General features: G+C 73.6%; 22 protein-coding genes. 16 read left to right on the top strand and 6 right to left on the bottom strand.

From position 1 onward, the window contains the following. Positions 1-91: 91 nt before the first annotated feature. Positions 92-1,384, top strand: coding sequence for a YihY/virulence factor BrkB family protein (locus H9624_RS04105; protein WP_251838606.1), 1,293 nt, complete (start codon positions 92-94; stop codon positions 1,382-1,384). A 94-nt stretch (positions 1,385-1,478) separates the two neighbouring features. On the opposite strand, the gene H9624_RS04100 is transcribed toward H9624_RS04105, so the two are convergent. From H9624_RS04100 to H9624_RS04090, 3 genes are read right to left on the bottom strand one after another with little or no spacing between them, the layout of a single operon-like run. Continuing rightward, the gene (locus tag H9624_RS04100) at positions 1,479-2,222 is read right to left on the bottom strand and encodes a succinate dehydrogenase/fumarate reductase iron-sulfur subunit (RefSeq protein ID WP_251838605.1); all 744 of its coding nucleotides are present in this window, start codon (positions 2,220-2,222) and stop codon (positions 1,479-1,481) included. After that, positions 2,219-4,192, bottom strand: a complete 1,974-nt coding sequence (locus H9624_RS04095; protein WP_251838604.1) for a fumarate reductase/succinate dehydrogenase flavoprotein subunit — start codon at positions 4,190-4,192, stop codon at positions 2,219-2,221. Before H9624_RS04095 ends, H9624_RS04100 begins: the two co-directional genes overlap by 4 nt. Positions 4,193-4,213: 21 nt before the next feature. After that, positions 4,214-4,906, bottom strand: a complete 693-nt coding sequence (locus tag H9624_RS04090; protein WP_251838603.1) for a succinate dehydrogenase cytochrome b subunit — start codon at positions 4,904-4,906, stop codon at positions 4,214-4,216. A gap of 103 nt (positions 4,907-5,009) precedes the next feature. On the opposite strand from H9624_RS04090, the gene H9624_RS04085 reads away from it, so the two are divergent. The 11 genes from H9624_RS04085 to deoC all read left to right on the top strand — a co-directional run bounded on the left by H9624_RS04085 (position 5,010) and on the right by deoC (position 16,579). Continuing rightward, positions 5,010-6,104, top strand: coding sequence for a mannose-1-phosphate guanylyltransferase (locus H9624_RS04085; RefSeq protein ID WP_251838602.1), 1,095 nt, complete (start codon positions 5,010-5,012; stop codon positions 6,102-6,104). A gap of 20 nt (positions 6,105-6,124) precedes the next feature. After that, positions 6,125-7,411, top strand: a complete 1,287-nt coding sequence (locus H9624_RS04080) for an amidohydrolase (protein WP_251838601.1) — start codon at positions 6,125-6,127, stop codon at positions 7,409-7,411. Between the two features lie 155 nt (positions 7,412-7,566). Beyond that, complete coding sequence (locus H9624_RS04075) at positions 7,567-8,691, top strand: BMP family lipoprotein (protein ID WP_251838600.1); 1,125 nt, start codon at positions 7,567-7,569, stop codon at positions 8,689-8,691. A 123-nt stretch (positions 8,692-8,814) separates the two neighbouring features. Further along, positions 8,815-10,392 carry an ABC transporter ATP-binding protein gene (locus tag H9624_RS04070; protein WP_251838599.1) on the top strand — a complete coding sequence of 526 codons (1,578 nt, stop codon included), beginning with the start codon at positions 8,815-8,817 and terminating at the stop codon, positions 10,390-10,392. Then, entirely contained in the window at positions 10,389-11,693 is a 1,305-nt protein-coding gene (locus H9624_RS04065) for an ABC transporter permease (RefSeq protein WP_372435094.1), read from the top strand. Before H9624_RS04070 ends, H9624_RS04065 begins: the two co-directional genes overlap by 4 nt. After that, positions 11,690-12,967: an ABC transporter permease gene (locus H9624_RS04060; RefSeq protein ID WP_251838598.1), complete on the top strand. Its 1,278-nt coding sequence runs from the start codon at positions 11,690-11,692 to the stop codon at positions 12,965-12,967. Before H9624_RS04065 ends, H9624_RS04060 begins: the two co-directional genes overlap by 4 nt. 42 nt (positions 12,968-13,009) lie before the next feature. Next, positions 13,010-13,417 (top strand): cytidine deaminase, encoded by a 408-nt coding sequence (locus tag H9624_RS04055; protein ID WP_251838597.1) that lies wholly within the window; start codon positions 13,010-13,012, stop codon positions 13,415-13,417. 94 nt (positions 13,418-13,511) lie between these two features. Then, complete coding sequence (locus tag H9624_RS04050; protein WP_251838596.1) at positions 13,512-14,801, top strand: thymidine phosphorylase; 1,290 nt, start codon at positions 13,512-13,514, stop codon at positions 14,799-14,801. 1 nt (position 14,802) lies between these two features. Beyond that, positions 14,803-15,600 (top strand): hypothetical protein, encoded by a 798-nt coding sequence (locus H9624_RS04045; protein WP_251838595.1) that lies wholly within the window; start codon positions 14,803-14,805, stop codon positions 15,598-15,600. A 75-nt stretch (positions 15,601-15,675) separates the two neighbouring features. Beyond that, the gene (locus H9624_RS04040; RefSeq protein ID WP_251838594.1) at positions 15,676-15,882 is read left to right on the top strand and encodes a hypothetical protein; all 207 of its coding nucleotides are present in this window, start codon (positions 15,676-15,678) and stop codon (positions 15,880-15,882) included. A 37-nt stretch (positions 15,883-15,919) separates the two neighbouring features. Continuing rightward, positions 15,920-16,579 (top strand): deoxyribose-phosphate aldolase, encoded by a 660-nt coding sequence (gene deoC / locus H9624_RS04035; RefSeq protein ID WP_251838593.1) that lies wholly within the window; start codon positions 15,920-15,922, stop codon positions 16,577-16,579. A gap of 90 nt (positions 16,580-16,669) precedes the next feature. On the opposite strand, the gene H9624_RS04030 is transcribed toward deoC, so the two are convergent. After that, positions 16,670-17,305, bottom strand: coding sequence for an O-methyltransferase (locus H9624_RS04030; RefSeq protein ID WP_251838999.1), 636 nt, complete (start codon positions 17,303-17,305; stop codon positions 16,670-16,672). A gap of 126 nt (positions 17,306-17,431) precedes the next feature. Here H9624_RS04030 and sigE point away from each other — a divergent pair, with 126 nt between their 5' ends. Genes sigE through H9624_RS04010 form a run of 4 tightly spaced genes read left to right on the top strand, consistent with a single transcriptional unit; the run spans position 17,432 to position 20,800 of the window. Next, positions 17,432-17,992: an RNA polymerase sigma factor SigE gene (sigE, locus tag H9624_RS04025; protein ID WP_251838592.1), complete on the top strand. Its 561-nt coding sequence runs from the start codon at positions 17,432-17,434 to the stop codon at positions 17,990-17,992. Next, positions 17,989-18,825, top strand: coding sequence for an anti-sigma factor (locus tag H9624_RS04020; RefSeq protein ID WP_251838591.1), 837 nt, complete (start codon positions 17,989-17,991; stop codon positions 18,823-18,825). Before sigE ends, H9624_RS04020 begins: the two co-directional genes overlap by 4 nt. Before the next feature lie 37 nt (positions 18,826-18,862). Further along, on the top strand, positions 18,863-20,461 hold the full coding sequence (locus H9624_RS04015) for a S1C family serine protease (protein ID WP_251838590.1): 1,599 nt from the start codon (positions 18,863-18,865) through the stop codon (positions 20,459-20,461). Positions 20,462-20,482: 21 nt separating this feature from the next. Further along, the gene (locus H9624_RS04010; protein ID WP_251838589.1) at positions 20,483-20,800 is read left to right on the top strand and encodes a twin-arginine translocase TatA/TatE family subunit; all 318 of its coding nucleotides are present in this window, start codon (positions 20,483-20,485) and stop codon (positions 20,798-20,800) included. Between the two features lie 106 nt (positions 20,801-20,906). Here H9624_RS04010 and H9624_RS04005 read toward each other — a convergent pair whose 3' ends face one another. Together H9624_RS04005 and H9624_RS04000 are read right to left on the bottom strand one after the other, a co-directional pair. After that, positions 20,907-22,028 (bottom strand): Mrp/NBP35 family ATP-binding protein, encoded by a 1,122-nt coding sequence (locus tag H9624_RS04005; RefSeq protein ID WP_251838588.1) that lies wholly within the window; start codon positions 22,026-22,028, stop codon positions 20,907-20,909. 107 nt (positions 22,029-22,135) lie between these two features. Beyond that, on the bottom strand, positions 22,136-25,375 hold the full coding sequence (locus tag H9624_RS04000) for an alpha/beta hydrolase (protein ID WP_251838587.1): 3,240 nt from the start codon (positions 25,373-25,375) through the stop codon (positions 22,136-22,138). Positions 25,376-25,420: the final 45 nt, after the last annotated feature.

Raw genomic sequence — 25,420 nt, 5'->3', positions numbered from 1 at the left:
CGGGCGCACGGTGAGGTGTCACGCCCGCGCAGGGCGCCCTCCGGGGGCCTGCTGATGCCGGGTGGGGGCTTCGTCCCTAGGCTTGCCGGCCATGAGCACCGCTGCCGAGGGCCGGCCGTCGTTGGGGGAGCGCCTCACCGCGCTCATGGCGCGCTGGGAGCACTCGCGGCCCGGCCGCGGGCTGGCCCGGTACGCCAAGGCGAACGGCGGCCTGCTCGCCGGTGGCATCACCTACTCCGCGCTCTTCTCGATCTTCGCGGCGCTCACCATCGGCTACACGGTCTTCATGACGGTGCTCGGCAACAACGCCGAGCTGCGCGAGACGGTCCTCCAGAGCGTGGACGACGCCCTGCCCGGCATCATCGACACGGGCAGCAACGGCGGGATGATCAACCCGGACTCCCTCGTGCTCGAGACGGCGCTCAACCCCGCGAGCATCGCCGCCGTCGGCGTGCTGCTGTGGACGGCGATCTCCGTCATGGGCGCCCTCAAGCGTTCGATCCGGATGATGTTCGGCATCGTCGCGCCCAAGGAGAGCCCCGTCCTCACCCGGGTGCGCGACCTCGGCGGCTTCCTCATCCTCGCCCTGGCGGTCGTGACGACGGCGGCGCTCGGCATCGCCGCCGGTGTGGCCGGGCAGTGGCTGCTCGACACCGTGGGGATCGAGGGCACCTTCGCCGCCGTCGCGCTGCGCGTCCTCGGCTACGTCGTCGCCCTCCTCGTGGACGGCGCAGTGTACGTCCTGCTCTTCCGGGTGCTCGCGGGGGTGCACGTGCCCCGCCGCGACCTCCTCGTCGGCGCCCTGCTCGGGGCGGTGGCCTCCACGGTGCTCCGGCTCTTCGGGACCACGCTCGTCGGCGGTCCCGACAACCCGCTGCTCGCCACGGCCGCCGCCCTCATCACCCTGCTGCTGTGGGTCAACCTCCTTGCCCGCGTCACCCTGATGATCGCCGCGTGGACCGCCAACCCGCCGGCCCCGCCCAAGCCGGACGAGCCGGGCGCGACGAACTTCGACGAGCACCCCAACTACGTCACCCTCTCGGTGCCACGCACCCTCACCTGGGACTACGAGGCGACGACGGGGACGGTGCAGGCGCCCGAGAAGCTCCGGGAGGAGGCCCTCGTCGCCGACCTCGAGCACCTCGGGGAGGAGGGCGAGGAGGTGCTCGCGCAGCGCCACGCGGAGGACGAGCAGGACGGGTGGAACGAGCGGATGGCCGTGGAGGCCCGCGCCCGGGAGGCGTACTGGGGCGGCCTCGTGGGGCGGGTGCGCGAGTGGAACCGCCGGCGCCTGGGGCGGCGCCACGAGACGAAGGACGCCTACGCCGACCGCTCCGCGCGACGCCGCAAGGCGCGCGGCGAGACCCGCCACCGGGAGCCCTGAGCGCCGAGTACGCACGAACGGTCACGCAGCCGGCGCCGCAAGGCGCCGCTGGTGACCGTCCGTGCGTACTCGGCTGGGAGAGGTGGGGCCGGGGTCAGGCGCCGTGGCGCAGGGCGGTCCGCAGGTCGAAGTTCAGCTGGTTGATCGTGTCCAGCGGGATGCCCTTGGGGCACACGGACGCGCACTCGCCGATGTTCGTGCAGCCGCCGAAGCCCTCGGCGTCCTGCTGGGCGACCATCGACACCACGCGCCCGAGCCGCTCCGGCTGGCCCTGGGGCAGCTTGCCGAGGTGCGTGACCTTGGCGGCGGTGAAGAGCATCGAGGAGCCGTTGGGGCAGGCCGCGACGCAGGCGCCGCAGCTGATGCAGGCGGCCGCCTCGAAGGCGGCGTCGGCGTCGGCCTTGGGCACCGGGGTCGCGTGGGCGTCCGGGGCCGCGCCGGTGTTGGCGGAGATGAAGCCGCCGGCCTGGATGATCCGGTCGAAGGCCGAGCGGTCGACGACGAGGTCCTTGATGACGGGGAAGGGGTCCGCGCGCCACGGCTCGACGGTGATCGTGTCGCCGTCCTTGAAGGAGCGCATGTGGAGCTGGCAGACCGTGGTGACCTCGGGCCCGTGCGCGACGCCGTCGATCATGAGGCCGCACATGCCGCAGATGCCCTCGCGGCAGTCGTGGTCGAAGGCCACCGGCTCCTCGCCCTGGCCGATGAGCTGCTCGTTGAGGACGTCGAGCATCTCGAGGAAGGACATGTCCTCGGAGACGTCGTCGAGCGTGTAGTCGACCATCCGACCGCGGGTGGCGGCGTTGGCCTGACGCCAGACCTTGAGGGTGATTCTCACTTGTAGCTCCGCTGCTTCATCTCGACGTACTCGTACACGAGGTCCTCCTTGTGGAGCACGGGCGCCTCACCGGTACCCGTCCACTCCCATGCCGCGACGTAGGCGAACTCGTCGTCGTGGCGCAGCGCCTCGCCGTCCTCGGTCTGGCTCTCCGCGCGGAAGTGCCCACCGCAGGACTCGCGGCGGTGCAGTGCGTCGATGCACATGAGCTCACCGAGCTCGATGAAGTCGGCGACGCGGCTGGCCTTCTCCAGGGACTGGTTGAAGTCGTCGGCCGCCCCCAGGACCCGCACGTCGCGCCAGTACTCCTCGCGCAGCGCCCGGATCTTCTCGATGGCGGTCTGCAGGCCCTCGGCCGTGCGCTCCATCCCGCAGTACTCCCACATGATGTGCCCGAGCTCCTTGTGGAAGGAGTCGACCGAGCGGGTGCCGCCGGCGTTGAGGAGGCGGGAGATGCGGTCCTCGACCGACGCACGGGCCTCGACCACCGCGGGGTGGTCCTCGGCGACCTTCTCGAAGGGCCCGTCGGCGAGGTAGTCGTTGATCGTGTTGGGCAGGACGAAGTACCCGTCGGCCAGGCCCTGCATGAGCGCCGAGGCACCCAGGCGGTTCGCGCCGTGGTCGGAGAAGTTGGCCTCACCCGTGACGAAGAGGCCGGGGATGTTGGACTGGAGGTCGTAGTCGACCCACAGCCCGCCCATCGTGTAGTGGACGGCCGGGTAGATGCGCATCGGCACCTCGTAGGGGTTCTCCCCGGTGATGCGCTGGTACATGTCGAAGAGGTTGCCGTACTTCGACTCGACCGCCTTGCGGCCCATCCGCCCGATCGCCTCGGCGAAGTCGAGGTAGACGCCGCGGCGCACGCCGTCGACCGCCGGGCCCACGCCACGGCCGTCGTCGCACACGTTCTTCGCCTGGCGGGAGGCGATGTCGCGGGGGACGAGGTTGCCGAAGGCCGGGTAGATGCGCTCGAGGTAGTAGTCGCGGTCCTCCTCGGGGATGTCCCGCGGGTCCTTGTCGCAGTCCTCGGCGCGCTTGGGCACCCAGATGCGGCCGTCGTTGCGCAGCGACTCGCTCATGAGCGTGAGCTTGGACTGGTAGTCCCCGGAGACCGGGATGCACGTCGGGTGGATCTGCGTGTAGCAGGGGTTGCCGAACAGGGCGCCCTTGCGGTGCGCACGCCAGATCGCCGTCGTGTTGGAGCCCATGGCGTTCGTCGACAGGTAGAAGACGTTGCCGTAGCCGCCGGTGGCGAGGACGACGACGTCGGCCAGGTGCGTCTCGATCTCACCGGTCACCATGTCGCGGACGATGACACCGCGGGCGCGGCCGTCGACGACGACGAGCTCGAGCATCTCGTGGCGCGTGTACATCTGCACCGTGCCGGCGGCGACCTGACGCTCGAGGGCCTGGTAGGCGCCGATGAGGAGCTGCTGGCCGGTCTGGCCGCGGGCGTAGAAGGTGCGGGAGACCTGGACGCCGCCGAAGGAGCGGTTGTCGAGCAGGCCGCCGTACTCGCGGGCGAAGGGCACGCCCTGTGCCACGCACTGGTCGATGATGTTCGCGCTGACCTCGGCGAGCCGGTAGACGTTGGACTCGCGGGCGCGGAAGTCGCCGCCCTTGACCGTGTCGTAGAAGAGCCGGAACGTGGAGTCGTTGTCGTTGCGGTAGTTCTTCGCCGCGTTGATGCCGCCCTGCGCGGCGATCGAGTGCGCCCGGCGCGGGGAGTCCTGGTAGCAGAAGGACTTCACCTGGTAGCCGGCCTCGCCGAGCGTGGCGCCGGCGGAGGCACCGGCGAGGCCGGTGCCGACGATGATCGCGCTGATCTTGCGCCGGTTGGCGGGGTTGACGAGGCGGGCACCGAACTGGCGCTCACGCCAGCGGCGCTCGACCGGGACGGTGGTCGGTGCCTTGGTGTCGGCGATCGGGGCGCCCTCGCGGTAGAGGCCGTCGATGAGCTGGTCGGTCATGGGATGCACTACTCCGCGGGTCTAGACGAGCCCGAAGGCGATGGCGAGCGGCGGGACGAGGAAGCCGACGACGACGAGGATCGCGACGGCCAGGGCCGCTGCCTTGATCTTCGGCTGGCGGGTGCGGTTCGACCAGCCGAGGGTCTGCACGGCGCTGAAGATGCCGTGGCGCAGGTGCATGCCGAGCGCGATCATCGCGACGACGTAGATGGCCACGAGCCACCACGTCTCGAAGGCGGCGACGAGACGGTCGTAGGGGCTGTCGAAGGAGCCGCCGACCTCGATCGTCAGGGTCGTGAACTGCAGGATGTGGAAGACGATGAACAGGAGCAGGGCCAGCCCGCCCCACATCATCGTCCGCGAGGACAGGCTCGAGGACACCGACTTCTTCATCACGTACTTCTGCGTGCGGGCCGCGCGCTTGCGCCGCGTGAGCACGGTCGCGGACCACACGTGCAGCACGAGGCTGACGATGAGGCCCAGACGCATGACCCACAGGAAGCCGGACTCCGGCAGCATCGGCTCGCCGAGCACCCGCAGGTGGTGGGCGTAGTCGTCGAAGGCCTGCTGGCCGGACAGGGCCTTGAGGTTGCCGTACATGTGGGCCAGCACGAAGAGCAGGAAGATGACGCCGGTGACGGCCATGACGAGCTTGAGAGCGACCGACGTACGGCGGCCCTTGACCTGCCGCGCTGCAGTATGAGTGGTGGACACACGAGCATGGTATCCACGTCGTGGACATTCTCGGGACCATGGGCCCGGGACCCGGGCACCGGCGTCCGGCAGGGAGGACGTCCCCGCTGTCTACGCTGACGGCATGAGTCCCCGCCCGATCCCCGGCTTCCACGCCGTCGTGCCCGCCGGCGGTGCCGGCACCCGCCTGTGGCCGCTCTCACGCCGCGCGCACCCCAAGTTCCTCCTCGACCTCACCGGCAGCGGGCGCACGCTCCTCCAGGGCACCTGGGACCGGCTCGCGCCCCTGGCCGACGGCGTCACGGTCGTCACGGGCGAGGCGCACGCGGCCGCGGTGCGCGAGCAGCTCCCGGAGCTCGCCGGGCACGCGCTCCTCACCGAGCCCTCGGGCCGGGACTCGATGGCCGCCATCGGGCTCGCGGCCGCCCTCCTGCGCGAGCGGCACGGCGACGTCGTCGTCGGCTCCTTCGCCGCCGACCACGTCGTGCGCCGGCCCGAGGCCTTCGCCGCCGCCGTCCGCGAGGCGGTCGCGGCGGCCCGCGCCGGGTACGTCGTGACGATCGGGGTGGAGGCCGACCACCCCTCGACCGCCTTCGGCTACGTCGAGTCCGGCGCGCCCCTCGGGGTCGAGGGCGCCCCCACCGCGCTCCACGTCGCCTCCTTCGCCGAGAAGCCCGACGCCGGGACGGCCGCCGCGTACCTGGGCACCGGCCGGTACCGGTGGAACGCGGGCATGTTCGTCGTCCGCGCCGAGGTGCTGCTCGAGCACCTGCGCCGGCTCCAGCCCCCGCTGCACGACGGCCTCCTCGCGATCGCCCGCGCCTGGGACGGGCCGGACCGGGCGGAGGTCCTCGCCCGAGAGTGGCCGCGCCTCACCCGGATCGCCATCGACCACGCCGTCGCCGAGCCCGTCGCCGCCGACGGCGGCGTGGCGGTCGTCCCCGCGGAGCTCGGCTGGGACGACGTCGGGGACTGGCGCTCCCTCGCGACGCTGCTCCCGGCCGCAGCCGACGGCGTGCGGACGCTGGGCGAGGGCCCCGCGCTGGCCGCCGACAGCGCCGGCGCCGTCCTCGTCCCGGCCACCGGCCGGCTGGTCGCGGTGCTCGGGCTGCCGGGCGCCGTCGTCGTCGACACGCCCGACGCGCTCCTCGTGACGACGACCGACCACGCCCAGCGGCTCAAGGAGGTCGTGGACCGCCTGCCCGACGCTCTCCGCTGAGGCGCGCTAGGGTCGCTGGGGTGAAGGACGTCCCGCAGGCTGACCGAATTGCCGAGCTCGCCGCCGAGCTGGAGGAGGAGCTGGTCGCGATCCGGCGCCAGATCCACGCCAACCCCGAGCTGGGCTGGATGGAGCAGGAGACGACCACCCTCCTGTTCGACCGGCTCACCGCCGCGGGCCTGTCCCCGCGCCGCACCACGGGCAGCGGGCTGGTCTGCGACATCGGCCCCGACCCGCGCGAGCGGGGCCGACGGCGGATCGCCCTGCGCGGCGACATCGACGCGCTGCCCGTGCCCGAGACCACCGGGCTGCCCTTCCGCTCCCAGCGCCAGGGCGTCTCGCACGCCTGCGGCCACGACGTCCACGCCAGTGCCGTCCTCGGGGCCGGCCTCATCCTCGCGCGCCTCCAGGAGGAGGGGCAGCTGCCCGTCGGGGTGCGGCTCATCCTCCAGCCCGCCGAGGAGGTCCAGCCGAGCGGCGCCAGGGAGCTCCTCGACCAGGGCGTCCTCGACGGCGTCGAGCAGATCTACGCCCTGCACTGCGCGCCGAAGATCGCCTGCGGCAAGATCGGCTCCCGCATCGGCCCGATCACCGCGGCCTCGGACAACGTCACCGTCACCGTCCGGTCCGCCGGCGGGCACACCTCGCGCCCGCACCTCACCGGCGACGTCGTCTATGCCCTGGGCCACATCATCACCCAGCTGCCCGCCGTGCTCGACCGGCGCCTGGACCCCCGCTCGGGGGCCAACCTCACGTGGGGTGCCGTCAACGCGGGCCGGGCCCCGAACACCATCCCCTCGGTCGGCAGCGTCACCGGGACGCTGCGCTCGCTGGACGTCGAGACCTGGGAGCGTGCCGGCACGCTCGTCGACGACGTCGTCGCGGACCTGCTGTCCCCGCTCGGCGTCGAGGTGGAGCTCAAGCACCAGCGCGGCATGCCTCCCGTCGTCAACGACGAGCAGTGCGTGCGGCTGCTCGACGGCGCCACCCGGGAGGTCGTCGCCGACGACGCCGTCGTGCTCACCGAGCAGTCCCTCGGCGGGGAGGACTTCGCCTGGTACCTCTCGCGCGTGCCCGGGGCGATGGTGCGGCTGGGCACCCGCGCGCCCGGCGGGGCGGCGCACGACCTCCACCAGGGCGACCTCGTCGTGGACGAGCGCGCGATCAGCATCGGGGCACGGGTGCTGGCCCGCACCGCGCAGCGCGCCGGCTACGAGCCGCGCGTCGCGGCGCAGCCCCGGCCCGGCTCCCGGGGCGGGGCGCCCGTCCTGTCCGGCCGCGGGCCGGCGGCCGTGCGCGCGCGATAGCAACGTTTGTGTAACAGAACATAGACAAATCTCACCATGCGGCCAATCTCGCGGCCGCGGAGGCTTACAGTCGGCCGTACGCAGCCGATAGGTCACGGTGGGACGCCTCCATCGTCCCGCCGACCACCGGCCTCAACCATCCCCAGGAGACAAGCGTGAAGAAGACGATCTACGCGACCGCTCTCGCGGCCGTCGCCACGCTGGCACTCGCGGCGTGCGGTGACGCGCCGGAGGACGACAGCACCGAGCCCGCCGGCGAGGCCACCACCGAGGCGACCACCGGGTCCGCCGAGGAGGTCGACTACCTCGCCTGCCTCATCTCCGACCAGGGCGGCTGGGAGGACCAGTCCTTCAACCAGTCGGCCATGGAGGGCGGCATGCGCGCCCAGGAGGAGCTTGGGATCCAGCTCAACGACGCCGAGTCGCAGTCGGACGCCGACTTCGGCCCGAACGTCGACTCCATGGTGCAGCAGGGCTGCGACATGACCATCGGTGTCGGCTTCCTCCTCGAGGACCCGATCCAGGCGGCCGCCGAGGGCAACACGGACGTCAACTTCGGCCTCGTCGACGCGACGTTCTCCAACCCGGGTGAGGGCGCAGACGCCGCCCCGGTGCCGGTCGAGCTGCCCAACGCCGCGCCCATCATCTTCAACACGGCCGAGGCCGCCTACCTCGCGGGCTACGTCGCCGCGGGCATGAGCGAGACCGGCACGGTCGCGACCTTCGGTGGCCTGCCGATCCCCTCCGTCAACATCTTCATGGACGGCTTCGTCGACGGCGTCGCGAAGTTCAACGAGGACAACGACGGCGACGTCCAGGTCCTCGGCTGGGACAAGGAGGCGCAGGACGGCACCTTCTCCGGCGGCTTCGAGGACCAGGGCCAGGGCCAGGCGCTGACCGAGCAGTTCATCGCCCAGGGCGCCGACGTCATCATGCCGGTCGCCGGCCCCGTCGGCCTGGGTGCGGCCGCCGCCGCCGAGAGCGCCGGCAACGTGTGGGTCGTCGGTGTCGACTCCGACTGGACCGCCTCCACCGACTACGCCGACATCGTCCTCGCCTCCGTCGTCAAGGAGATCGGGGCGGGCGTCTTCGAGACCATCAAGGCCGGCCTCGAGGGCAGCTTCACCGGCGAGCCCTACATCGGTGACCTCGCCAACGGCGGTGTCAGCCTCGCCACCGGCAGCGCGGACATCCCGCAGGAGCTCCTCGACCAGGTCGAGGCCCTCCAGGAGCAGATCATCTCGGGCGAGCTCGCCGTCGAGACCGTCAACGCTCCCTGATCCACCACGCACAGTGACGGCCCGGCCCACCCGCGGCCGGGCCGTCACCGTCTGCCCGCCACGGACGCCGCGGCGTCCACCCCTCCGGCCGCGTCGCCGCGGCCCGCTACCGATGGAGCGGATGTGAAGCTCGAGCTTCGCGGCATCACCAAGCGCTTCGGCCCCCTGGTCGCCAACGACCACATCGACCTCGTCGTGGAGCCCGGGGAGATCCACGCGCTGCTCGGTGAGAACGGGGCCGGCAAGAGCACGCTGATGAACGTGCTCTACGGCCTGTACGACCCGGAGGAGGGGCAGATCCTCCTCGACGACGAGCCCGTGACCTTCTCCGGGCCCGGCGACGCCGTGGCCGCCGGCATCGGCATGGTCCACCAGCACTTCATGCTCGTCCCGGTCTTCACCGTCGCCGAGTCGGTGGCCCTCGGCTACGAGCCGACCGGGCCGCTCGGCGTCATCAGCCGCCGCGAGGCGCGCAAGCGGGTCAAGGAGATCTCCGACCGCTTCGGCTTCGACGTCGACCCCGACGCCGTCATCGAGGACCTGCCCGTCGGCGTGCAGCAGCGCGTGGAGATCATCAAGGCCCTGTCGCGCGACGCCAAGGTGCTCATCCTCGACGAGCCGACGGCGGTGCTCACGCCCCAGGAGACCGACGAGCTCATCGCGATCATGCGTCAGCTCAAGGCCGAGGGCACCTCGATCGTCTTCATCACGCACAAGCTGCGCGAGGTCCGGGCGATCGCCGACTCCATCACGGTCATCCGCCGCGGCACGGTCGTCGGCGAGGCGAGCCCCGCGAGCTCGGAGACCGAGCTCGCCTCCCTCATGGTCGGGCGCTCGGTGAGCATGGCCGTCGACAAGGACCACGCCGCGCCGGGGGAGGAGTCCTTCGTCGTCACCGACCTGTCGGTGCTCGACACGAAGGGGCAGGTCGCCGTCGACCGCCTCGACCTCACGGTGCGGCACGGGGAGATCGTCGTCGTCGCCGGTGTCCAGGGCAACGGCCAGACCGAGCTGACCGAGACGATCCTCGGGCTCGTCGAGCCGGTCTCCGGCTCGATCGTCCTGGACGGCAAGGAGCTCGTCGGCTCCTCCGTCAAGCAGCGGCTGCGCGCCGGCATCGGCTTCGTCCCCGAGGACCGCTCCACGGGCGGGGTCATCGCCGGCTTCACCGTGGCCGAGAACTTCATCCTCGACCTGTACGACACCGAGCCCTTCGCCGCGTTCGGCAGCATCCGGCCCGGTGTCGTCGAGGACAACGCCCACAAGCGGGCCGAGCAGTTCGACGTGCGCCTCACCTCGGTCCACGACCCCATCTCCACGCTGTCCGGCGGCAACCAGCAGAAGGTCGTCATCGCGCGGGAGATGTCCCGCCCGCTGCGCCTGCTCGTCGCCTCCCAGCCGACCCGCGGCGTGGACGTCGGGTCGATCGAGTTCATCCACAAGGAGATCGTCGCCGAGCGGGACAAGGGCACCCCGGTGCTCATCGTCTCGACCGAGCTCGACGAGGTCATGGCCCTGGCCGACCGCATCGCCGTCATGTACCGCGGGCGCGTCGTCGGCGTCGTCCCCGGTGACACCGACCGCGACGTCCTCGGCCTCATGATGGCCGGCGTCCCCTACGAGGAGGCGCTGTCCCAGGCCGCCCAGCACCGCACCGCGATGTCCGCGGCGGACGACATGAGTGAGGAGACCGCGCCGTGAGCGAGGACGAGACCCGGCGCCCCGCCGAGCACCCCGGTGACGTCGTCGCGCAGGCGGAGGAGTCCCCGGCGTCGGCCAAGCAGGTGCCCGACGAGGAGCCCCGCACCCGCACCGCGCAGTTCGTCCGGGACGTCCTCTCGGGCGGCTGGCTCGTCACCGTCCTGGCGATCGTCGTCGCGCTCGCGCTCAGCGCGGTCCTCATCGCCGCCGCCGACACCCAGGTCCAGGAGACCGCCGGCTACCTCTTCGCGCGCCCCATGGACTTCGTCGGGGCCGTGTGGGACGCCGTCTCCCAGGCCTACGCCGCGCTGTTCCGCGGCTCGATCTTCGACTACCAGGCCGAGACCTTCACCCGCGCGATCCGGCCGCTGACGGAGACGCTCGTCTTCTCCGTGCCGCTGATCTTCACCGGTCTGGGCATCGCCATCGCCTTCCGCGCCGGGATGTTCAACATCGGTGGCCAGGGCCAGATCATCGTCGGCGCCATCGTCGGCGGCTACATCGGCTTCACCTTCCAGCTGCCCGTCGTCCTCCACGTCGTCCTCGCCGTCCTCGGCGCGGTGATCGGTGGCGCGATCTGGGCGGGCATCGCCGGTGCCCTCAAGGCCCGGACCGGGGCCAACGAGGTGATCGTCACGATCATGCTCAACAACATCGCGGTGTACCTCATCGGCTGGGTCCTCACCCAGCCCGCGTTCCAGCAGTCCGGCTCCGCGCTGCCGCGCTCGCCCAACGTGCGCGACACCGCGCTGTACCCGCTGCTCCTGGGGGAGGGCTTCCGCCTCCACTTCGGCTTCATCCTCGTCATCCTCGTCACCGCCGCCGTGTGGTGGCTCGTGGAGCGCTCGACCTTCGGCTTCGAGCTGCGGGCCGTCGGCGCCAACGCGGAGGCCGCCCGCACCGCGGGTGTCTCCGTCGCGAAGGTGACGATCGTGGCCCTCGTCATCGCCGGTGGCCTCAGCGGCCTCGGCGGGTCGGCGCAGGTGCTCGGCACCGAGCAGATCCTCACCGCCGGCGTCGCCGCGAGCTACGGCTTCGACGCGATCACCGTGGCACTGCTCGGGCGGGCCACCCCGTGGGGCACCTTCGCCGCGGGCCTGCTGTTCGGGGCGCTCAAAGCCGGTGGCTTCCTCATGCAGTCCACCACCCAGACTCCGATCGACATCATCCTCGTCGTCCAGTCGGTCATCGTGCTCCTCATCGCGGCCCCGCCCCTCGTCCGGGCGATCTTCCGTCTGCCGGCACCGGACCGATCGCGCGGGAAGTCCACCGTGCTCGCCGCCAAGGAGGCCTCGGCATGAGCCAGTCCACGCTCACCCGCCCCGACGCCCGCGACTCCGTCGTGCTGCCGCCCGTCAAGTGGCGCGGCCCCGGCTTCATGGCCGTCTTCACCCTCGTCTCGCTGCTCGGCTTCACGCTGTTCACCGAGCCGGGCACGACGACGTTCCGCACCGCCACGGGCGGGGAGCTCGCCGAGATCCCCAACACCGAGGTGCCGACGGTCCCGGCGCTGTGGGTGCTCACCCTCGTCATGGCCGCCGTCACCGCCTACGCGGGCTACCGCGCCACGCGCCGCCAGCCGCTGGGCTGGTGGCCGCCGGCCCTCTTCGGTGCCGCCTTCGTCCTCGCCTTCCTCACCTGGCAGGGCAGCGGGGGCACCATCCCGGTGACCTCCCTGCTCACCGGCGCGCTCGCCCTGTCCGTGCCGCTCGTCTTCGGCGCGCTGTCCGGCGTCATGTGCGAGCGCTCGGGCGTCATCAACATCGCGATCGAGGGCCAGCTGCTCGGCGGCGCCTTCCTCGCGGCGGTCGTCGCCTCGATGACGACCAGCCCCTACCTCGGCGTCGTCGCCGCGCCCGTCGCCGGTGCCCTCGTCGGTGTCCTCCTCGTGTTCTTCAGCGTGAAGTACTGGGTGGACCAGATCATCGTCGGCGTCGTGCTCAACGTGCTCGTCCTCGGTGTCACGAGCTTCTTCTTCTCCACCGTGCTCAGCGAGAACCCCGACCTCAACCAGCGTCAGCGGCTGCCCTCCCTGCCGGTGCCGCTGCTGTCGGACATCCCCGTCATCGGCCCGGTGCTCTTCAACCAGAACATCCTCGTCTACCTCATGTACGCCGCCGTCATCGCGCTGCAGTTCTTCCTCTTCCGCAGCCGGTGGGGCCTGCGGGTGCGAGCGGTCGGCGAGCACCCCAAGGCCGCGGACACCGTCGGCATCGACGTCATCCGCACCCGCTGGGTCACCCCGATCCTCGGCGGCGCGCTCGCCGGGCTCGGCGGCGCCTTCTTCACGGTGGGCTCGGGTCTCGCGTTCGGGCGGGACATGTCCGCCGGCAACGGCTTCATCGCGCTGGCCGCGATGATCCTCGGCCGGTGGAACCCGCTCGGCGCGCTCGCCGCGGCCCTGCTCTTCGGCTTCTCGCGCAACCTCGCGAACATGCTCAGCGCGATGGGCGGCAGCGGCATCCCCGGGGAGTTCCTCCTCATGCTGCCCTACGTCGTGACGATCTTCGCCGTCGCCGGCTTCGTCGGCCGGGTGCGCGCACCCGCCGCGGAGAACACCCCCTACGTCAAGTAGCCCGCCCGCTCGCGCAGTGCGCCCACCAGGAGGAAGCCAGAGATGACCGACGACGCCACCTGGGAGCGCCTGCGCGAGCTGGCACGGGGCATGGTCGCCCGCGCCTACGTCCCCTACTCCACCTACCCCGTGGGCGCGGCCGCGCTCGTCGACGACGGTCGCACCGTCACCGGCTGCAACGTCGAGAACGCCTCCTACGGCATCGGGCTGTGCGCCGAGTGCGGGCTCGTCTCGGCGCTCCACGCCTCCGGCGGCGGCCGGCTCGTCGCCTTCACCTGCGTCGACGGTGAGGGGCGGGTCATCGTCCCCTGCGGCCGCTGCCGCCAGCTGCTGTGGGAGCACGGCGGGCCCGAGCTCCTCGTCGAGACGCCCACGGGCGTCCACCCGATGACCGAGCTCCTCCCCGAGGCCTTCGGCCCCGGCCACCTCGACGAGTGGTCGGCCCGGTAGGGCGGTCCCTCACGACGGCGGAGCGCCGCCGGTCCCGCGGGCGCGTCCCGCCCCGCTGTCGGCGCTCCCTGGCGCCTCGTCCTAGGGTGTCACCATGACCGAAGCCTTCGATGTCGTCGACCTCATCCGGACCAAGCGCGACGGCGGGGCCCTGGCCCCCGCCGAGATCGACTGGGTGATCGACGCCTACACCCGCGGCATCGTCGCCGACGAGCAGATGTCGGCGCTGGCGATGGCGATCTTCCTGCGCGGCATGGGTCGCGACGAGATCTCCCGCTGGACCGCCGCGATGATCGCCTCCGGCAGCCGGATGGACTTCTCCGGCCTGTCCCGCCCCACCTCCGACAAGCACTCGACCGGTGGCGTGGGCGACAAGATCACCCTTCCGCTCGCCCCGCTCGTCGCCGTCTTCGACGTCGCCGTGCCCCAGCTCTCGGGCCGCGGCCTGGGCCACACCGGCGGCACCCTCGACAAGCTCGAGGCCATCCCCGGCTGGCGTGCGGACCTCGACAACGACGCGATCCTGCGCCAGCTCGAGGACGTCGGCGCGGTCATCTGCGCGGCCGGCACCGGGCTGGCCCCGGCCGACAAGAAGCTCTACGCGCTGCGCGACACGACCGGCACCGTCGAGGCCATCCCGCTCATCGCCTCCTCGATCATGAGCAAGAAGATCGCCGAGGGCACCGACTCCCTCGTCCTCGACGTCAAGGTCGGCTCCGGCGCCTTCATGAAGGACCTCGACGCCGCCCGCGAGCTCGCCCGCACCATGGTGGCCCTGGGCAGCGACGCCGGCGTGCGCACGACGGCGCTCCTCACCGACATGTCCACCCCGCTCGGCCTCACGGCGGGCAACGCCCTCGAGGTCCGCGAGTCCGTCGAGGTGCTCGCCGGCGGCGGCCCCTCCGACGTCGTCGAGCTCACCGTCGCGCTGGCCCGCGAGATGCTCGACGCCGCCGGCCGCACCGACGCCGACCCCCGCGCCGCGCTGGCCGACGGCCGCGCCATGGACGTGTGGCGCCGCATGATCAGCGCCCAGGGCGGCGACCCGGACGCTGCCCTGCCCACGGCCCGGGAGACCGAGACCCTCACCGCGCAGAACGACGGCGTCGTGGGCCGCCTGGACGCCTACGCCGTCGGCGTGTGCGCGTGGCGCCTGGGCGCGGGCCGCGCCCGCCAGGGCGACGCCGTCCAGGCGGGCGCCGGCGTCGAGCTGCACGTCAAGCCCGGCGACACCGTCCGCGCGGGCCAGCCCCTGCTCACCATGCACACCGACACGCCCGAGCGCTTCGACCGCGCCCGCCAGGCCCTCGACGGCGGGATCGAGATCGGCGCCGGCGACGGCGCGGCCACGGGGGACGTCGTCCTCGAGAAGATCGCGGGCTGACGTGGCGCCGTCGTCGTGGCACCGGTGGCAGCTGACGGCACCGCTCGCGGCGCTGAGCCGGCCCGTGCGCACGCCCGCCCGGCTGCCGCACGTGACGACGGGACCGGCGGCCGCCGCGGGGACCGGGGTCACCGAGCCCGCGGACGGGCTGCCCGTCCTCCTCGGCGGCGCCCGGGCCCGGCAGGTCGACGCGACGACGTGCGGCTCGGCCGTGCTCGTCATGCTCGCCGCCACCGGTGACCCCGCCCTCGCGCAGTGGCTGGAGACGGGGCGGCTGCCCGCCGGCCCGCGCCCGCCGGAGGTGCCCGAGGAGGACGTCGCCGGCGGCGCCGAGGACCGCTTCGCCGCCGCCCAGCAGCGGGTGAAGGCCGCGACGGGCCGGCGCGCCCTCGGCCCCCTGCCCTGGCCCACCGGCCTCGGCACCCCGCCGTGGACCGCGGCGCGCGAGGCCCGCTTCCCGGGGGTGCGCTACCGGGTGCGTCCGGTCGACGACACCACCGAGGACGGCGCCACGGTGCTCGGGCTCGTCGAGGCCGCCAACCGGCGCGGGCACCCCGTGCCGCTGTACACGGGCGGGGACGTGCGCGGCGGGCTCGCCCACGCCGTCCCCCGCCACGTCGTCCTCGCCGTCCCCCCGCCGCCCGGGGCCGCGGTCCCCGGCACGCTGCGCGTCTACGAGCCCTCGCGCGGCTCGGTCTTCACCGTGCGGTCCGCGGACCTGCTCGGCCGCACCCAGGCGCTGCCCGCGCTCGGCGGCTGGACGCACGTCGTCGCCGCGCTGCTGCCCGTCCCGGCCTGAGCCGCCCGCCCTGCACGTCGCCCGCCGACGGGTCACACTGGACGGGCCCCGTCAGCGACCCGAGAGAGGGAGACGATGAGCAACCCCGTGAGCCCGCCCCCTGCCGAGGACCTGCCCGACCCCGAGGAGGCCGTGGCCGCCCTGGACCCCGAGACCGGTGAGGACTACGGCCCGCCCGAGGTCGTCGACCCCGACCGCGAGGCCGCCGAGGCCGACCAGCTCGAGCAGGTCATCGAGGTCCCCGTCGACGACGACGACCCCGCCGTGGGCGAGGAGGCGTAGCCGATAGGCTCGGTCCACCGAGTCCAGGAGGAAGCACATGACCACCCGTCACGCCGTCGCCCAGATGATCGACCACACGCTGCTCAAGCCCGAGGCCACCCGCGAGCAGGTGGCGGCGCTCGTCGCCGGCGCCCGGGAGCTCGGCGTCCTCGCCGTGTGCGTCTCGCCGTCCCAGCTGCCGCTGGAGAACGCCGAGGGCCTCGTCGTCGCCACCGTCTGCGGCTTCCCCTCCGGTGCCCACCACAGCGAGGTCAAGGCGGCCGAGGCCGCCCGCGCGGTCGCCGACGGCGCCGACGAGGTCGACATGGTCATCAACCTCGGGGAGGCGCTCGCCGGGAACTGGGCCGCCGTCGAGGCGGACATCGCGGCGGTCCGCGCGGCCGTGCCGGCCCCCGCCGTCCTCAAGGTCATCATCGAGTCCGCCGCCCTGGACGACGAGCAGATCATCGCCGCCTGCCGGGCCTCGGAGTCGGCCGGCGCGGACTTCGTCAAGACGTCCACGGGCTTCCACCCCACCGGTGGGGCCAGCGTCCACGCGGTCGAGCTCATGGCCCGCACCGTGGACGGCCGCCTCGGGGTCAAGGCCTCCGGCGGCATCCGCGACGCCGCCGCCGCGCAGGCGATGATCGAGGCCGGCGCGACCCGCCTGGGCCTGTCCGGCTCGGCCTCCGTCCTCGACGGCTTCCAGCAAGCCTGACCCGCAACCGCCCGCATATGCGGGATCTCTGCGGTCCGAGCGCACGTCCGGCCGCAGGAATCCCGCATATGGGGGGGGTGGTCGGAGGGGTCAGCGGCGGCGGACGGCGGCGAGGAGGCCGGTGCCCGAGGGCAGCAGGGCCGCGGTGAGACGCTCGTCCGCGCGCACGGCCTTGCCCAGCTCGCGCATCGCGACCGTCGACTCGTCCCGACGGGCGGGGTCGGCCACGCGGTCGTGCCACAGGGTGTTCGTCACGGCGAGCACGCCGCCCACCCGGAGCATCCGCGTGGCCTGCTCGACGTAGTCGGCGGCCTCGGAGGGGTCGGCGTCGACGAGTACGAGGTCGTAGGCGTTGTCCGCCATCCGGGGCAGCACGTCCATGGCGCGCCCCGAGATGAGGCGGGTACGAGCCGACTTCACGCCGGCCGCGGTGAAGGCCTCCCGGGCGGCGCGCTGGTGGTCGGTGTCGACGTCGATGGTCGTGAGGACGCCGTCCGGGCTCATCCCGCCGAGCAGCCACAGGCCGCTCACGCCCGTGCCCGTGCCGATCTCGACGACGGCACGCGCCCCGACGGCGGCGGCCAGCAGTCGCAGCGCCGCACCGGTCCCCGCGCTCACGGCCGTGGCGCCGAGCTCCTCGGCACGGCGGCGGGCGGCGGCGGTGGCGTCGTCCTCCGGGACGAACTCCTCGGTGTAGGCCCAGCTGAGGGCCTTCTCGGCAGCGATGGTGGTGCCTCCTGGGTGCGCACGGACGAGGGTCGCCCTGATCGTAGCGCCCGCGGTCCCGCTCCCAGGTGCTCCCCAGGTTCGCTCCGTATCCTGGTCGCCAGACCGCACGGAAGAGGCCACCGCATGACCGCTCAGGACGAGACCACGTGGACCGTGCCGTCGTGGGAGGAGATCGTGCGTGACCACTCCGCACGGGTCTACCGCCTCGCCTACCGGCTGACCGGCAACAAGGCCGACGCCGAGGACCTCACCCAGGAGACCTTCATCCGGGTGTTCCGCTCGCTGCACTCCTACCAGCCCGGCTCCTTCGAGGGCTGGATCCACCGCATCACGACCAACCTCTTCCTCGACGGCGCCCGCAAGCGCTCCCGCGTCCGGCTCACCCACCTCGGGGAGCACGCCGAGGAGGTGCCCGCCTCGCACGAGCAGCACGACCTGCACCGCCGCTACGAGCACGGGCACGTCGACCCGGACATCCAGGAGGCCCTGGACGCGCTGCCGCCCAAGTACCGCGTGGCCGTCGTCCTGTGCGACGTCGAGGGCCTGTCCTACGAGGAGATCGCCGCGACCCTCGGGATCAAGATGGGCACGGTGCGCTCGCGGATCCACCGTGGCCGCGCCATGCTCCGCGACCGCCTGGGCCACCTGCGCCCCGGCACCGTGGACAGCGAGGTGGTCTCGTGAGCCACCTCGGGTCCAGGGTCGCCCCGCTCGTCGACGGCCAGCTGCCCGCCGCCGAGGCCGAGGAGCTCCTCGCCCACGCCGCGGTCTGCGCGCGCTGCCACTGGCTGCTCGGCCAGGAGCGCGCGTCGCGGACGATGCTCAGCCGGGCGTGGGACGTCGAGCCCGGCCCCGAGCTCACCGCCCGCCTGCTCGCGCTGTCGCCCGGCCCGGAGGAGCGTGCGCCCCGCGGGCGGCGCGTCCTGCTCGCGGTGGCGGGTGCCGGCGGGCTCGCCGCGGCGTGCGCCGTCGGGCTCGTCGTCGTCGGGAGCATGTCCGAGCCGCAGGCGGACCCGCACGCCATCCTCGACGTCGTCTCCGGCAACGTCGGTGAGCGTCCCGAGGGACTGGCCGACGCGGGCGGCGAGGTGAGCGGCGACGTCGTCGCGTGGATGGCCGAGCACGGGTGGAGCGCGCCCGAGTCGCTGCCCAGCGGCATGCGGGTGGTGGACGTCGCCGTCCACGAGACCGCGGACGGTGAGGTCCTCGAGGTCGAGATCGCCGGGGCCATGGCGCACGTGCGGATCCTCCAGCAGCGCGGGGTGCTGCCGGGCGAGACCGCCGAGCAGCTGCAGACCGAGCTCGTCGGCCAGCGTGACGCGCTCCTCCTGCCCAGCGGGGTCCACGACCTCGCCCTGCAGAGCGAGGGCTGCGTCGTCGTCGTCCTCGCCGCCCCCGACGACGCCTCCGCCAGCGACGCCATCCTCGCCGCGCTGCCCGACGGCGACTACGACACCTCGGTCGGTGCCCGGTTCACGCGCGGCTGGGACACCGTGACGGAGTGGGCGCTGGGCTGAGGCGGCCCGCGCCCCGATCTGGGAGGAGACTGTGCCCATGAGCGAGCGACCCGACGAGCACGAGCACGGCTACCCGCCCTCGCCCGCGCCCCGGCCCGAGCCGTACAGCGTGGACGAGGTGGCCGACGACGGCGGCGCCCCCGCCACGCAGCCCCTCCCCGGTCCGCCGGCCGGCGCCTCCGAGCCGGGCGGGCAGCCCGGCGCTGAGCGCCGCGAGGAGCCGTCCCGCGACGACGCCTGGTGGCGGCCCAGCGCCCCCGCGCCGCAGCCGCCGTCCCCCGACGACACCGGCCACGACGGCCAGCGGCTGCCCTGGTCCTCGCCCGACGGCGCGTGGCCCCTCACCCGCGGCCAGAGCTACGCACCGGCGACCTCGCCGAGCTCGCACACCGCCGCCGCGACGGCGGGCTACGCACCGGCGTCCGCGCCCACCACGGGCGGCGCCTCACCGGCCCAGCCCTACGCGTGGCCCGCGCCCGGCTCGTGGTCGGGCGGCGCGCCCCCCGAGGCCGCCGCCGGCCGCCAGCCGCGCGGGCGGCGCCGACGGGGCGTGGGGGCCGGCGTCGTCGTCCTCCTCGTCCTCGTCGCCCTGCTCGCGGGGCTCGTCCTCGGGGCGCTCGGGGCGCGGTGGCTGTGGCCCTCGACGTCCTCCGGCTCGGCGCTGCCCGCCTCGAGCAGCACCGTGTCGACCAGCCGGGCGCCGGAGTCGGTCGCGGGCATCGCGGCCGCCGCGCTGGAGAGCACGGTGTTCATCGAGGTCTTCGGCGGGGACACCGCCTCCAGCGGCAGCGGGATGGTGCTGCGCGAGGACGGCTACCTCGTGACGAACAACCACGTCATCGACGCCGCGGCGGACGGCGGCGGGACCGTCGCCGTCACGCTCGCCGACGGCACCCAGCTGCCCGCCGAGATCGTCGGCCGCACCGCCGACTACGACCTCGCGGTCCTCAAGGTCGACCAGGACGGGCTCACGCCCCTGCCGCTCGCGGACTCCGACGCCGTCGTCGTCGGCGACCCGGTCGTCGCGGTCGGCGCCCCGCTCGGCCTCGAGGGCACCGTGACGAGCGGGATCATCTCCGCCCTCAACCGCCCCGTCCAGGCCGGCAGCTCGGGGGAGGGTGCCTCGTTCATCAACGCGATCCAGACCGACGCCGCCATCAACCCGGGCAACTCCGGCGGGCCGCTCATCAACACGGCCGGTGAGGTCATCGGCATCAACACGGCCATCGCCCAGGCGGGCGGCCAGCAGACCGGGAGCATCGGCCTGGGCTTCTCCATCCCCTCCAACCAGGTGCGCCGGACCGCCGAGCAGATCATCGAGACCGGCCGGGCCACCTACCCCGTCATCGGGGTCGCGCTCGACACCCGCTACCAGGGCGAGGGCGTGCAGGTGCTCCAGGACGACGCGGGCGCCTCGACGCCCGCCGTCACGCCCGGCGGGCCGGGGGACGAGGCCGGCATCGAGCCGGGCGACGTCATCACGCACTTCGACGGGCAGCCGGTGACGACGCCCTCCGAGCTCATCGTCGCGGTCCGCTCCCGTGCGCCGGGTGACACGGTGGTCCTCACCGTGCAGAGCGACGGCGGGCAGGAGCGCGAGGTCGAGGTCGTGCTCGACGAGGCCGGGAGCGACTAGGGAGCGGCCTATCCTGGGAGCGTGCCGATCAACGGGTCCGAGCTAGCGGTCATCGCGCTCCTCGCGGTCATCCTCATCGGCCCCGAGCGGCTGCCGGAGTATGCGCAGCAGCTCGGGCGGCTCGTGCGGAACCTGCGCCGACTCACCACGGACACGACCGACCGCGTGCGCGCCGAGCTGGGCCCCGAGCTCGGCGACCTCGACCTGCGCTCGCTCGACCCGCGCCAGTACGACCCGCGGCGCATCGTCCGCGACGCCCTGCGTGAGGACGACGACCGCCCGGCGCGGCCCCCGAGGGCGCCCGGAGGCCGGGCCCCCTTCGACGACGAGGCGACGTAGGCGAGGCACGCGTCCCTCGGCGGGGCCGCGTGCGTCGACCGACCGGTCAGCGGTCGCCCCGTGCCGCACCCCTGGGGGAGCGGCAAGGGGCGACCGGCCGGCAGCGTCAGAGCGGGCTGATGCCCAGGGAGCGCCCGGCCAGGCCGCGGGCCCGCTGGCTCAGCCGCTTCGCGACGCCGCGCAGCGCGTCGGCGGCGGGGGAGTCGTCGTCCTGGACGAAGGGCCGCCCGGAGTCCCCGCCCTCGCGGAGCTTGATCTCCAGCGGCACCTGGGCGAGCAGCGGGACGTCGTAGCCGAGGCCGGCCGAGAGGTTGTCGGCCACCTGCTGGCCGCCGCCGGAGCCGAAGAGCTCCACCCGCTGGCCGTCGGGCTGCTCGAGCCACGACATGTTCTCGATGACGCCGACGACGTGCTGGTTCGTCTGCCCGGCCAGGGACCCGGCGCGCTCGGCGACCTCCGCGGCTGCGGACTGCGGCGTGGTGACGACGAGGAGCTCGGCGTTCGGCAGCAGCTGGCCCACGGAGATCGCGATGTCACCGGTGCCGGGCGGCAGGTCGAGGAGGAGGACGTCGAGGTCCCCCCAGAAGACGTCGGCGAGGAACTGCTGCAGCGCGCGGTGGAGCATCGGCCCGCGCCACACGATCGGACGCCCGGGAGGGGCGAACATGCCGATCGAGATGACCTTCACGTCACCGGCGACCGGCGGCAGGATCATGTCGTCGACCTTGGTGGGGGCGTGCTCGACGCCGAGCATGCGGGGGATGGAGAAGCCGTAGATGTCGGCGTCCACGACGCCCACCTTGAGGCCCTCGGCGGCCATCGCGGCGGCGAGGTTGGCCGTGACGGAGGACTTGCCCACCCCGCCCTTGCCGGAGGTGACGGCGTAGACGCGGGTGAGGTTGCCCGGCTCGGAGAAGGGGATGGTCGGCTCGGCGACGCCGCCACGCAGCTGGGAGCGCAGCGACTTGCGCTGCTCCTCGCTCATGACGCCCATGTCGACGCGGACGTCGGCGACGCCCTCCACCCGCTGGGCGGCGGCGGTGACGTCCTTGGTGATCGTCGAGCGGAGCGGGCAGCCCGCGGTGGTGAGGTCGATGCCGACGACGACGTCGCCGCCGTCGACCTCCACGGACCGCACCATGCCGAGCTCGGTGATGGGGCGGCGGATCTCGGGGTCGAGGACCTTCTCCAGCTCGGTGCGGATCGCTTCGACGGTGGGGGCAGACATACCCCCATGGTAGGTCGCCGCAGGGCGGGGTCCAGCGGCCCGAGGTCCCTGTGACCGCCGGCACGGCGAGGCCCCGCACCGGGAGCGGTGCGGGGCCCCGCGGACGGTCAGGAGCGGCGCACCCCCAGGGTGTCGCGGCCGTCGCCGTTCCAGTCACCGACGAACACCTCGTCGCCGGCGCGTCCGTAGGACTGGACCCGGTCCGCCGGGCCGCCGGAGATCGAGTTCCGCACGTGGTAGACGTTGCCGCGGCGGACCGCGAAGGTGTCCACGCCGTCGGCGTCCCAGTCACCGGCGAGCACGACGTCGCCGGCCCGCCCGTAGGTGAGGACCTGCTGCGCGGGTCCGGCCGTGAGGCTGTTGCGGACGTGGTACTCCCGGCCCCGGCGCACGGCCAGGGTGTCCCGGCCGTCCCCGTCCCAGTCGCCGACGACGACCTCGTCTGCGGCCCGGCCGTAGCGGACGACGACGTCGGCCGCCCCGCCGGTCACCGAGTTCTTCAGGTGGTACTCGTTGCCGCGGCGCACCGCGAGGGTGTCGACGCCGTCGCCGTCCCAGTCCCCGACGAGGACGACGTCCCCGGCGCGGCCGTAGCTGAAGGTCCGCGCCGCGTCGCCGCCCCGCTGGGCGTCGGAGACGTGGAACTCCCGGCCCCGGCGCAGCGTGACGGTGTCGTTGCCGTCCCCGTCCCAGTCACCGACGAGGACCTCGTCGGTGGCCCGGCCGTAGCGGAAGGCGTAGGTGGCCCAGGGGCCCCAGCCGTCGTTGAGGAAGAAGCCGGACGTGAGGGCCGGGGTGCCCGGCTGCGTCGGGGTGCCCGGCTGCGTCGGGGTGCCCGGCTCGCCGGGCTCCGTCGGCTCGGTGGGCTCCGTCGGCTCCTCCGGCGCGGGGGCGCACACGTCGCCCTGCGGGCCGGGGTCCGGCGCCATGTCGTGGACGATGCCGTCCCGGTCGACGACGGCGTCGTCCTCCCGGACGGTGAGCCGGCCGAAGGTGTCGGCGCTGGACGCCCCGACGACGGACGCCGCGGTCACGGTGACGCTCGTCGTGGGGACGGTGGCGGTGCGGCGGTCGCCCTCGAGGGGCACGTCGAAGACCACGCAGGTCTCGCCCGGCGGGATGACGACGGGTGCGGCCAGGCGCTGCGCGCCGGTCTCCCCGCCGTTCGCCTCGACGTAGGTCCGCACCGCCTTCGCCGCCGGCTCGCTGAGCCGCAGCGCGACGGCCGCGGTGCCCGGCCCGGCGCCCTCGTTGACGGTCGCGTCGGCGACGGTGAGGCTCGGCAGGTCCCCGGTGCCGGGGGTGCCGACGGCGGGGGAGGAGAACGCGAGGTCGGAGAGGTAGGCGGCGCCGGCGTCACCGACACCGGCCACACGCACCTGGCGCACGTCGGTGAGGTCCACGCCCGCGAAGGCGGTGAGCGGGATCTCGACCGCGCGGAGGTACACCTTGCGCAGCGGGCTCGCGTCACCGGGCAGCGGGGAGAGCGCCTGGCTGACCTCGGAGGCCAGCGCGCTCGCCGAGCGGCCGGCGCCGTCGACGAGGCTGACCGTGAGGTCCTCGGCACCGGCGAGCGTGGGGGCCGCGCGGAAGGTGAGCTTCTCGTGGTCGCTGACGTCGCGGGCGGAGGTCGGGACGTCGGCCCGCAGGCCGGCACCCGCCGTCGTCCACTCGAGGATCGCCATCTGGCCCGACGGCGCGGACGGGGCGAAGCGCATGGGCGTCCAGTGCGGCGCCTGGGAGCTGGTCACCTCGGTGATGTCGGCGCACGGCCGGACCTGCTGCGGGTAGGGGCGCTCGCTGAGCGAGGCGCAGTAGGTGAGGCGGGCGCCGCCGGCGGCACGGACGCGGGGGCTGTCGGCCGCGAGGGGGGCGACGTCCGCCCGGGAGGAGCCGGGCTGCTGGGCGACGGTGAAGACCTCGGCGCGGCCGATCGACGCCGGCAGGGCACCGGAGCCGTCGAAGAGGGGCAGCAGCTCCTCCTCCCCGCCCATGGTGAGGCGGAACCAGCCGGAGATGTAGGCGTCACCGAGCGCGTACTGCTCAGCGGCGGACAGGCGGGACTCGGCGGAGGCCCCGCAGACGGGGTTGGTCTGCTGGCGGTCCTGAGCCGCCCAGTCGTCGGAGACGGAGTAGGGGTAGAGGCCCGGCGTCCAGACGGTGTTGAAGAAGTTGTGGTTGGCGCCCATGACGAGGGCGGTGGCGCGCAGGACGTCGTCGTCGACGGCGTACCGCGAGTCCTCGAAGAAGTGCTGGCCCTGGAGGTTGACGACGTCGCCGTCGCAGTAGGGGAGCACGGTGTAGGTCGGCACGCCGGGCAGGCTGAGGCGGCCGAAGTCGACGGGCGCGAGCGGCAGCACCGACTCGATGCCGTATGGCTCCTCCCGCTCGGCGTTCATGAGCGCGGCCCGGACGACGCCGTCGCCGCCGCGCGAGTGGCCCATGAGGCCGACGCGGTCGAGGTCGAGCCGGCCGCGGAGCACCGGGTCGAGCCCGGGCGCCGTCCCGGCGTTCGCCTCGGCGAGGAGGTCGAGGTGGGACAGGACCAGGCCGCCGCGCGCGGTCGCGCCGTAGTCGATGGCGAGCTGGTTGTCGTTGGAGTTGATCGCGTTGGCCGAGACCGAGACGACGACGTAGCCGCGGGAGGCGAGGGTCTCGGCGGGGGCGTCGTAGCCGCGGTAGCTGGGGATCTCGACCTGGTCCGGACCGCACGGGTAGCGGTTCGGGTTCGGGGTGCCCTGCGAGCAGGAACCGTGGCGCCCGTGCTGGAAGACGACGACGGGGCGCTCGCCCTGCGCCTCGACCGGGTAGTACACGGCCGCGCGCATCTCGCCCTTGATCCCGCCGATCTCGACGAGGTCGACGGCCTGGGTGCCGAGGTCGTAGTCGGCGCGGCCCACGGTGTAGCTGCCGTCCGCGGCGGGGTCGACGTCGAGGACGACCCGGTCGGCCGCGTCGTCCGGTGCCGCGGCCTGCGGACCGGCGGACCGGCGCCCAGTGGCGGAGGCGTCCTCGTCACCCCACGAGAGGGTGATCTCCTCGGCGTCGAGCACGGCGTCGTCGGTGGTCACGGCGCTGAGCGAGAGGCCGTCGAGGGACTCGCGCGCCAGGCCGAGCGGCTCGCCGTCGGCCTCGAGCTGGGGGACGGCCGCGCGGACGGGCAGCGGCTCGTCGAGCTCGAGGGTGACGACGTAGCCGCCCGGCGCCTGCTCGACGCTCCAGCCGTCGCCGTCGACGACGACCGGGGCGTCGGGGGCCGCCTGCCCGGCCGAGGCCGTGGTGAGGACGAGGGCGGTGGCGAGCAGGGCTGCGGCGCAGCCGCGCCCCGCTCGGACAGGTCCGTGCATCAGGGGTACCTCCTGGTTCGGGGGACAACCCTTGGGACGCTATTG

Origin of the sequence: Oceanitalea stevensii (genome assembly GCF_014837105.1) — a bacterium.
In the GTDB taxonomy this organism is placed as follows: Bacteria; Actinomycetota; Actinomycetes; order Actinomycetales; family Actinomycetaceae; genus Oceanitalea; species Oceanitalea stevensii.
This window is presented reverse-complemented; position numbering and strand designations above follow the sequence as displayed.

Bases quoted from the DNA above. Each gene is read 5' to 3' on its own strand.
- H9624_RS04050 (WP_251838596.1), top strand. From the start codon at position 13,512: ATGACCGAAGCCTTCGATGTCGTCGACCTCATCCGGACCAAGCGCGAC.
- H9624_RS04095 (WP_251838604.1), bottom strand. From the start codon at position 4,192: ATGACCGACCAGCTCATCGACGGCCTCTACCGCGAGGGCGCCCCGATC.
- H9624_RS04060 (WP_251838598.1), top strand. From the start codon at position 11,690: ATGAGCCAGTCCACGCTCACCCGCCCCGACGCCCGCGACTCCGTCGTG.
- H9624_RS04105 (WP_251838606.1), top strand. From the start codon at position 92: ATGAGCACCGCTGCCGAGGGCCGGCCGTCGTTGGGGGAGCGCCTCACC.
- H9624_RS04005 (WP_251838588.1), bottom strand. From the start codon at position 22,028: ATGTCTGCCCCCACCGTCGAAGCGATCCGCACCGAGCTGGAGAAGGTC.
- H9624_RS04000 (WP_251838587.1), bottom strand. From the start codon at position 25,375: ATGCACGGACCTGTCCGAGCGGGGCGCGGCTGCGCCGCAGCCCTGCTC.
- deoC (WP_251838593.1), top strand. From the start codon at position 15,920: ATGACCACCCGTCACGCCGTCGCCCAGATGATCGACCACACGCTGCTC.
- H9624_RS04015 (WP_251838590.1), top strand. From the start codon at position 18,863: ATGAGCGAGCGACCCGACGAGCACGAGCACGGCTACCCGCCCTCGCCC.
- H9624_RS04055 (WP_251838597.1), top strand. From the start codon at position 13,010: ATGACCGACGACGCCACCTGGGAGCGCCTGCGCGAGCTGGCACGGGGC.
- H9624_RS04085 (WP_251838602.1), top strand. From the start codon at position 5,010: ATGAGTCCCCGCCCGATCCCCGGCTTCCACGCCGTCGTGCCCGCCGGC.
- sigE (WP_251838592.1), top strand. From the start codon at position 17,432: ATGACCGCTCAGGACGAGACCACGTGGACCGTGCCGTCGTGGGAGGAG.
- H9624_RS04040 (WP_251838594.1), top strand. From the start codon at position 15,676: ATGAGCAACCCCGTGAGCCCGCCCCCTGCCGAGGACCTGCCCGACCCC.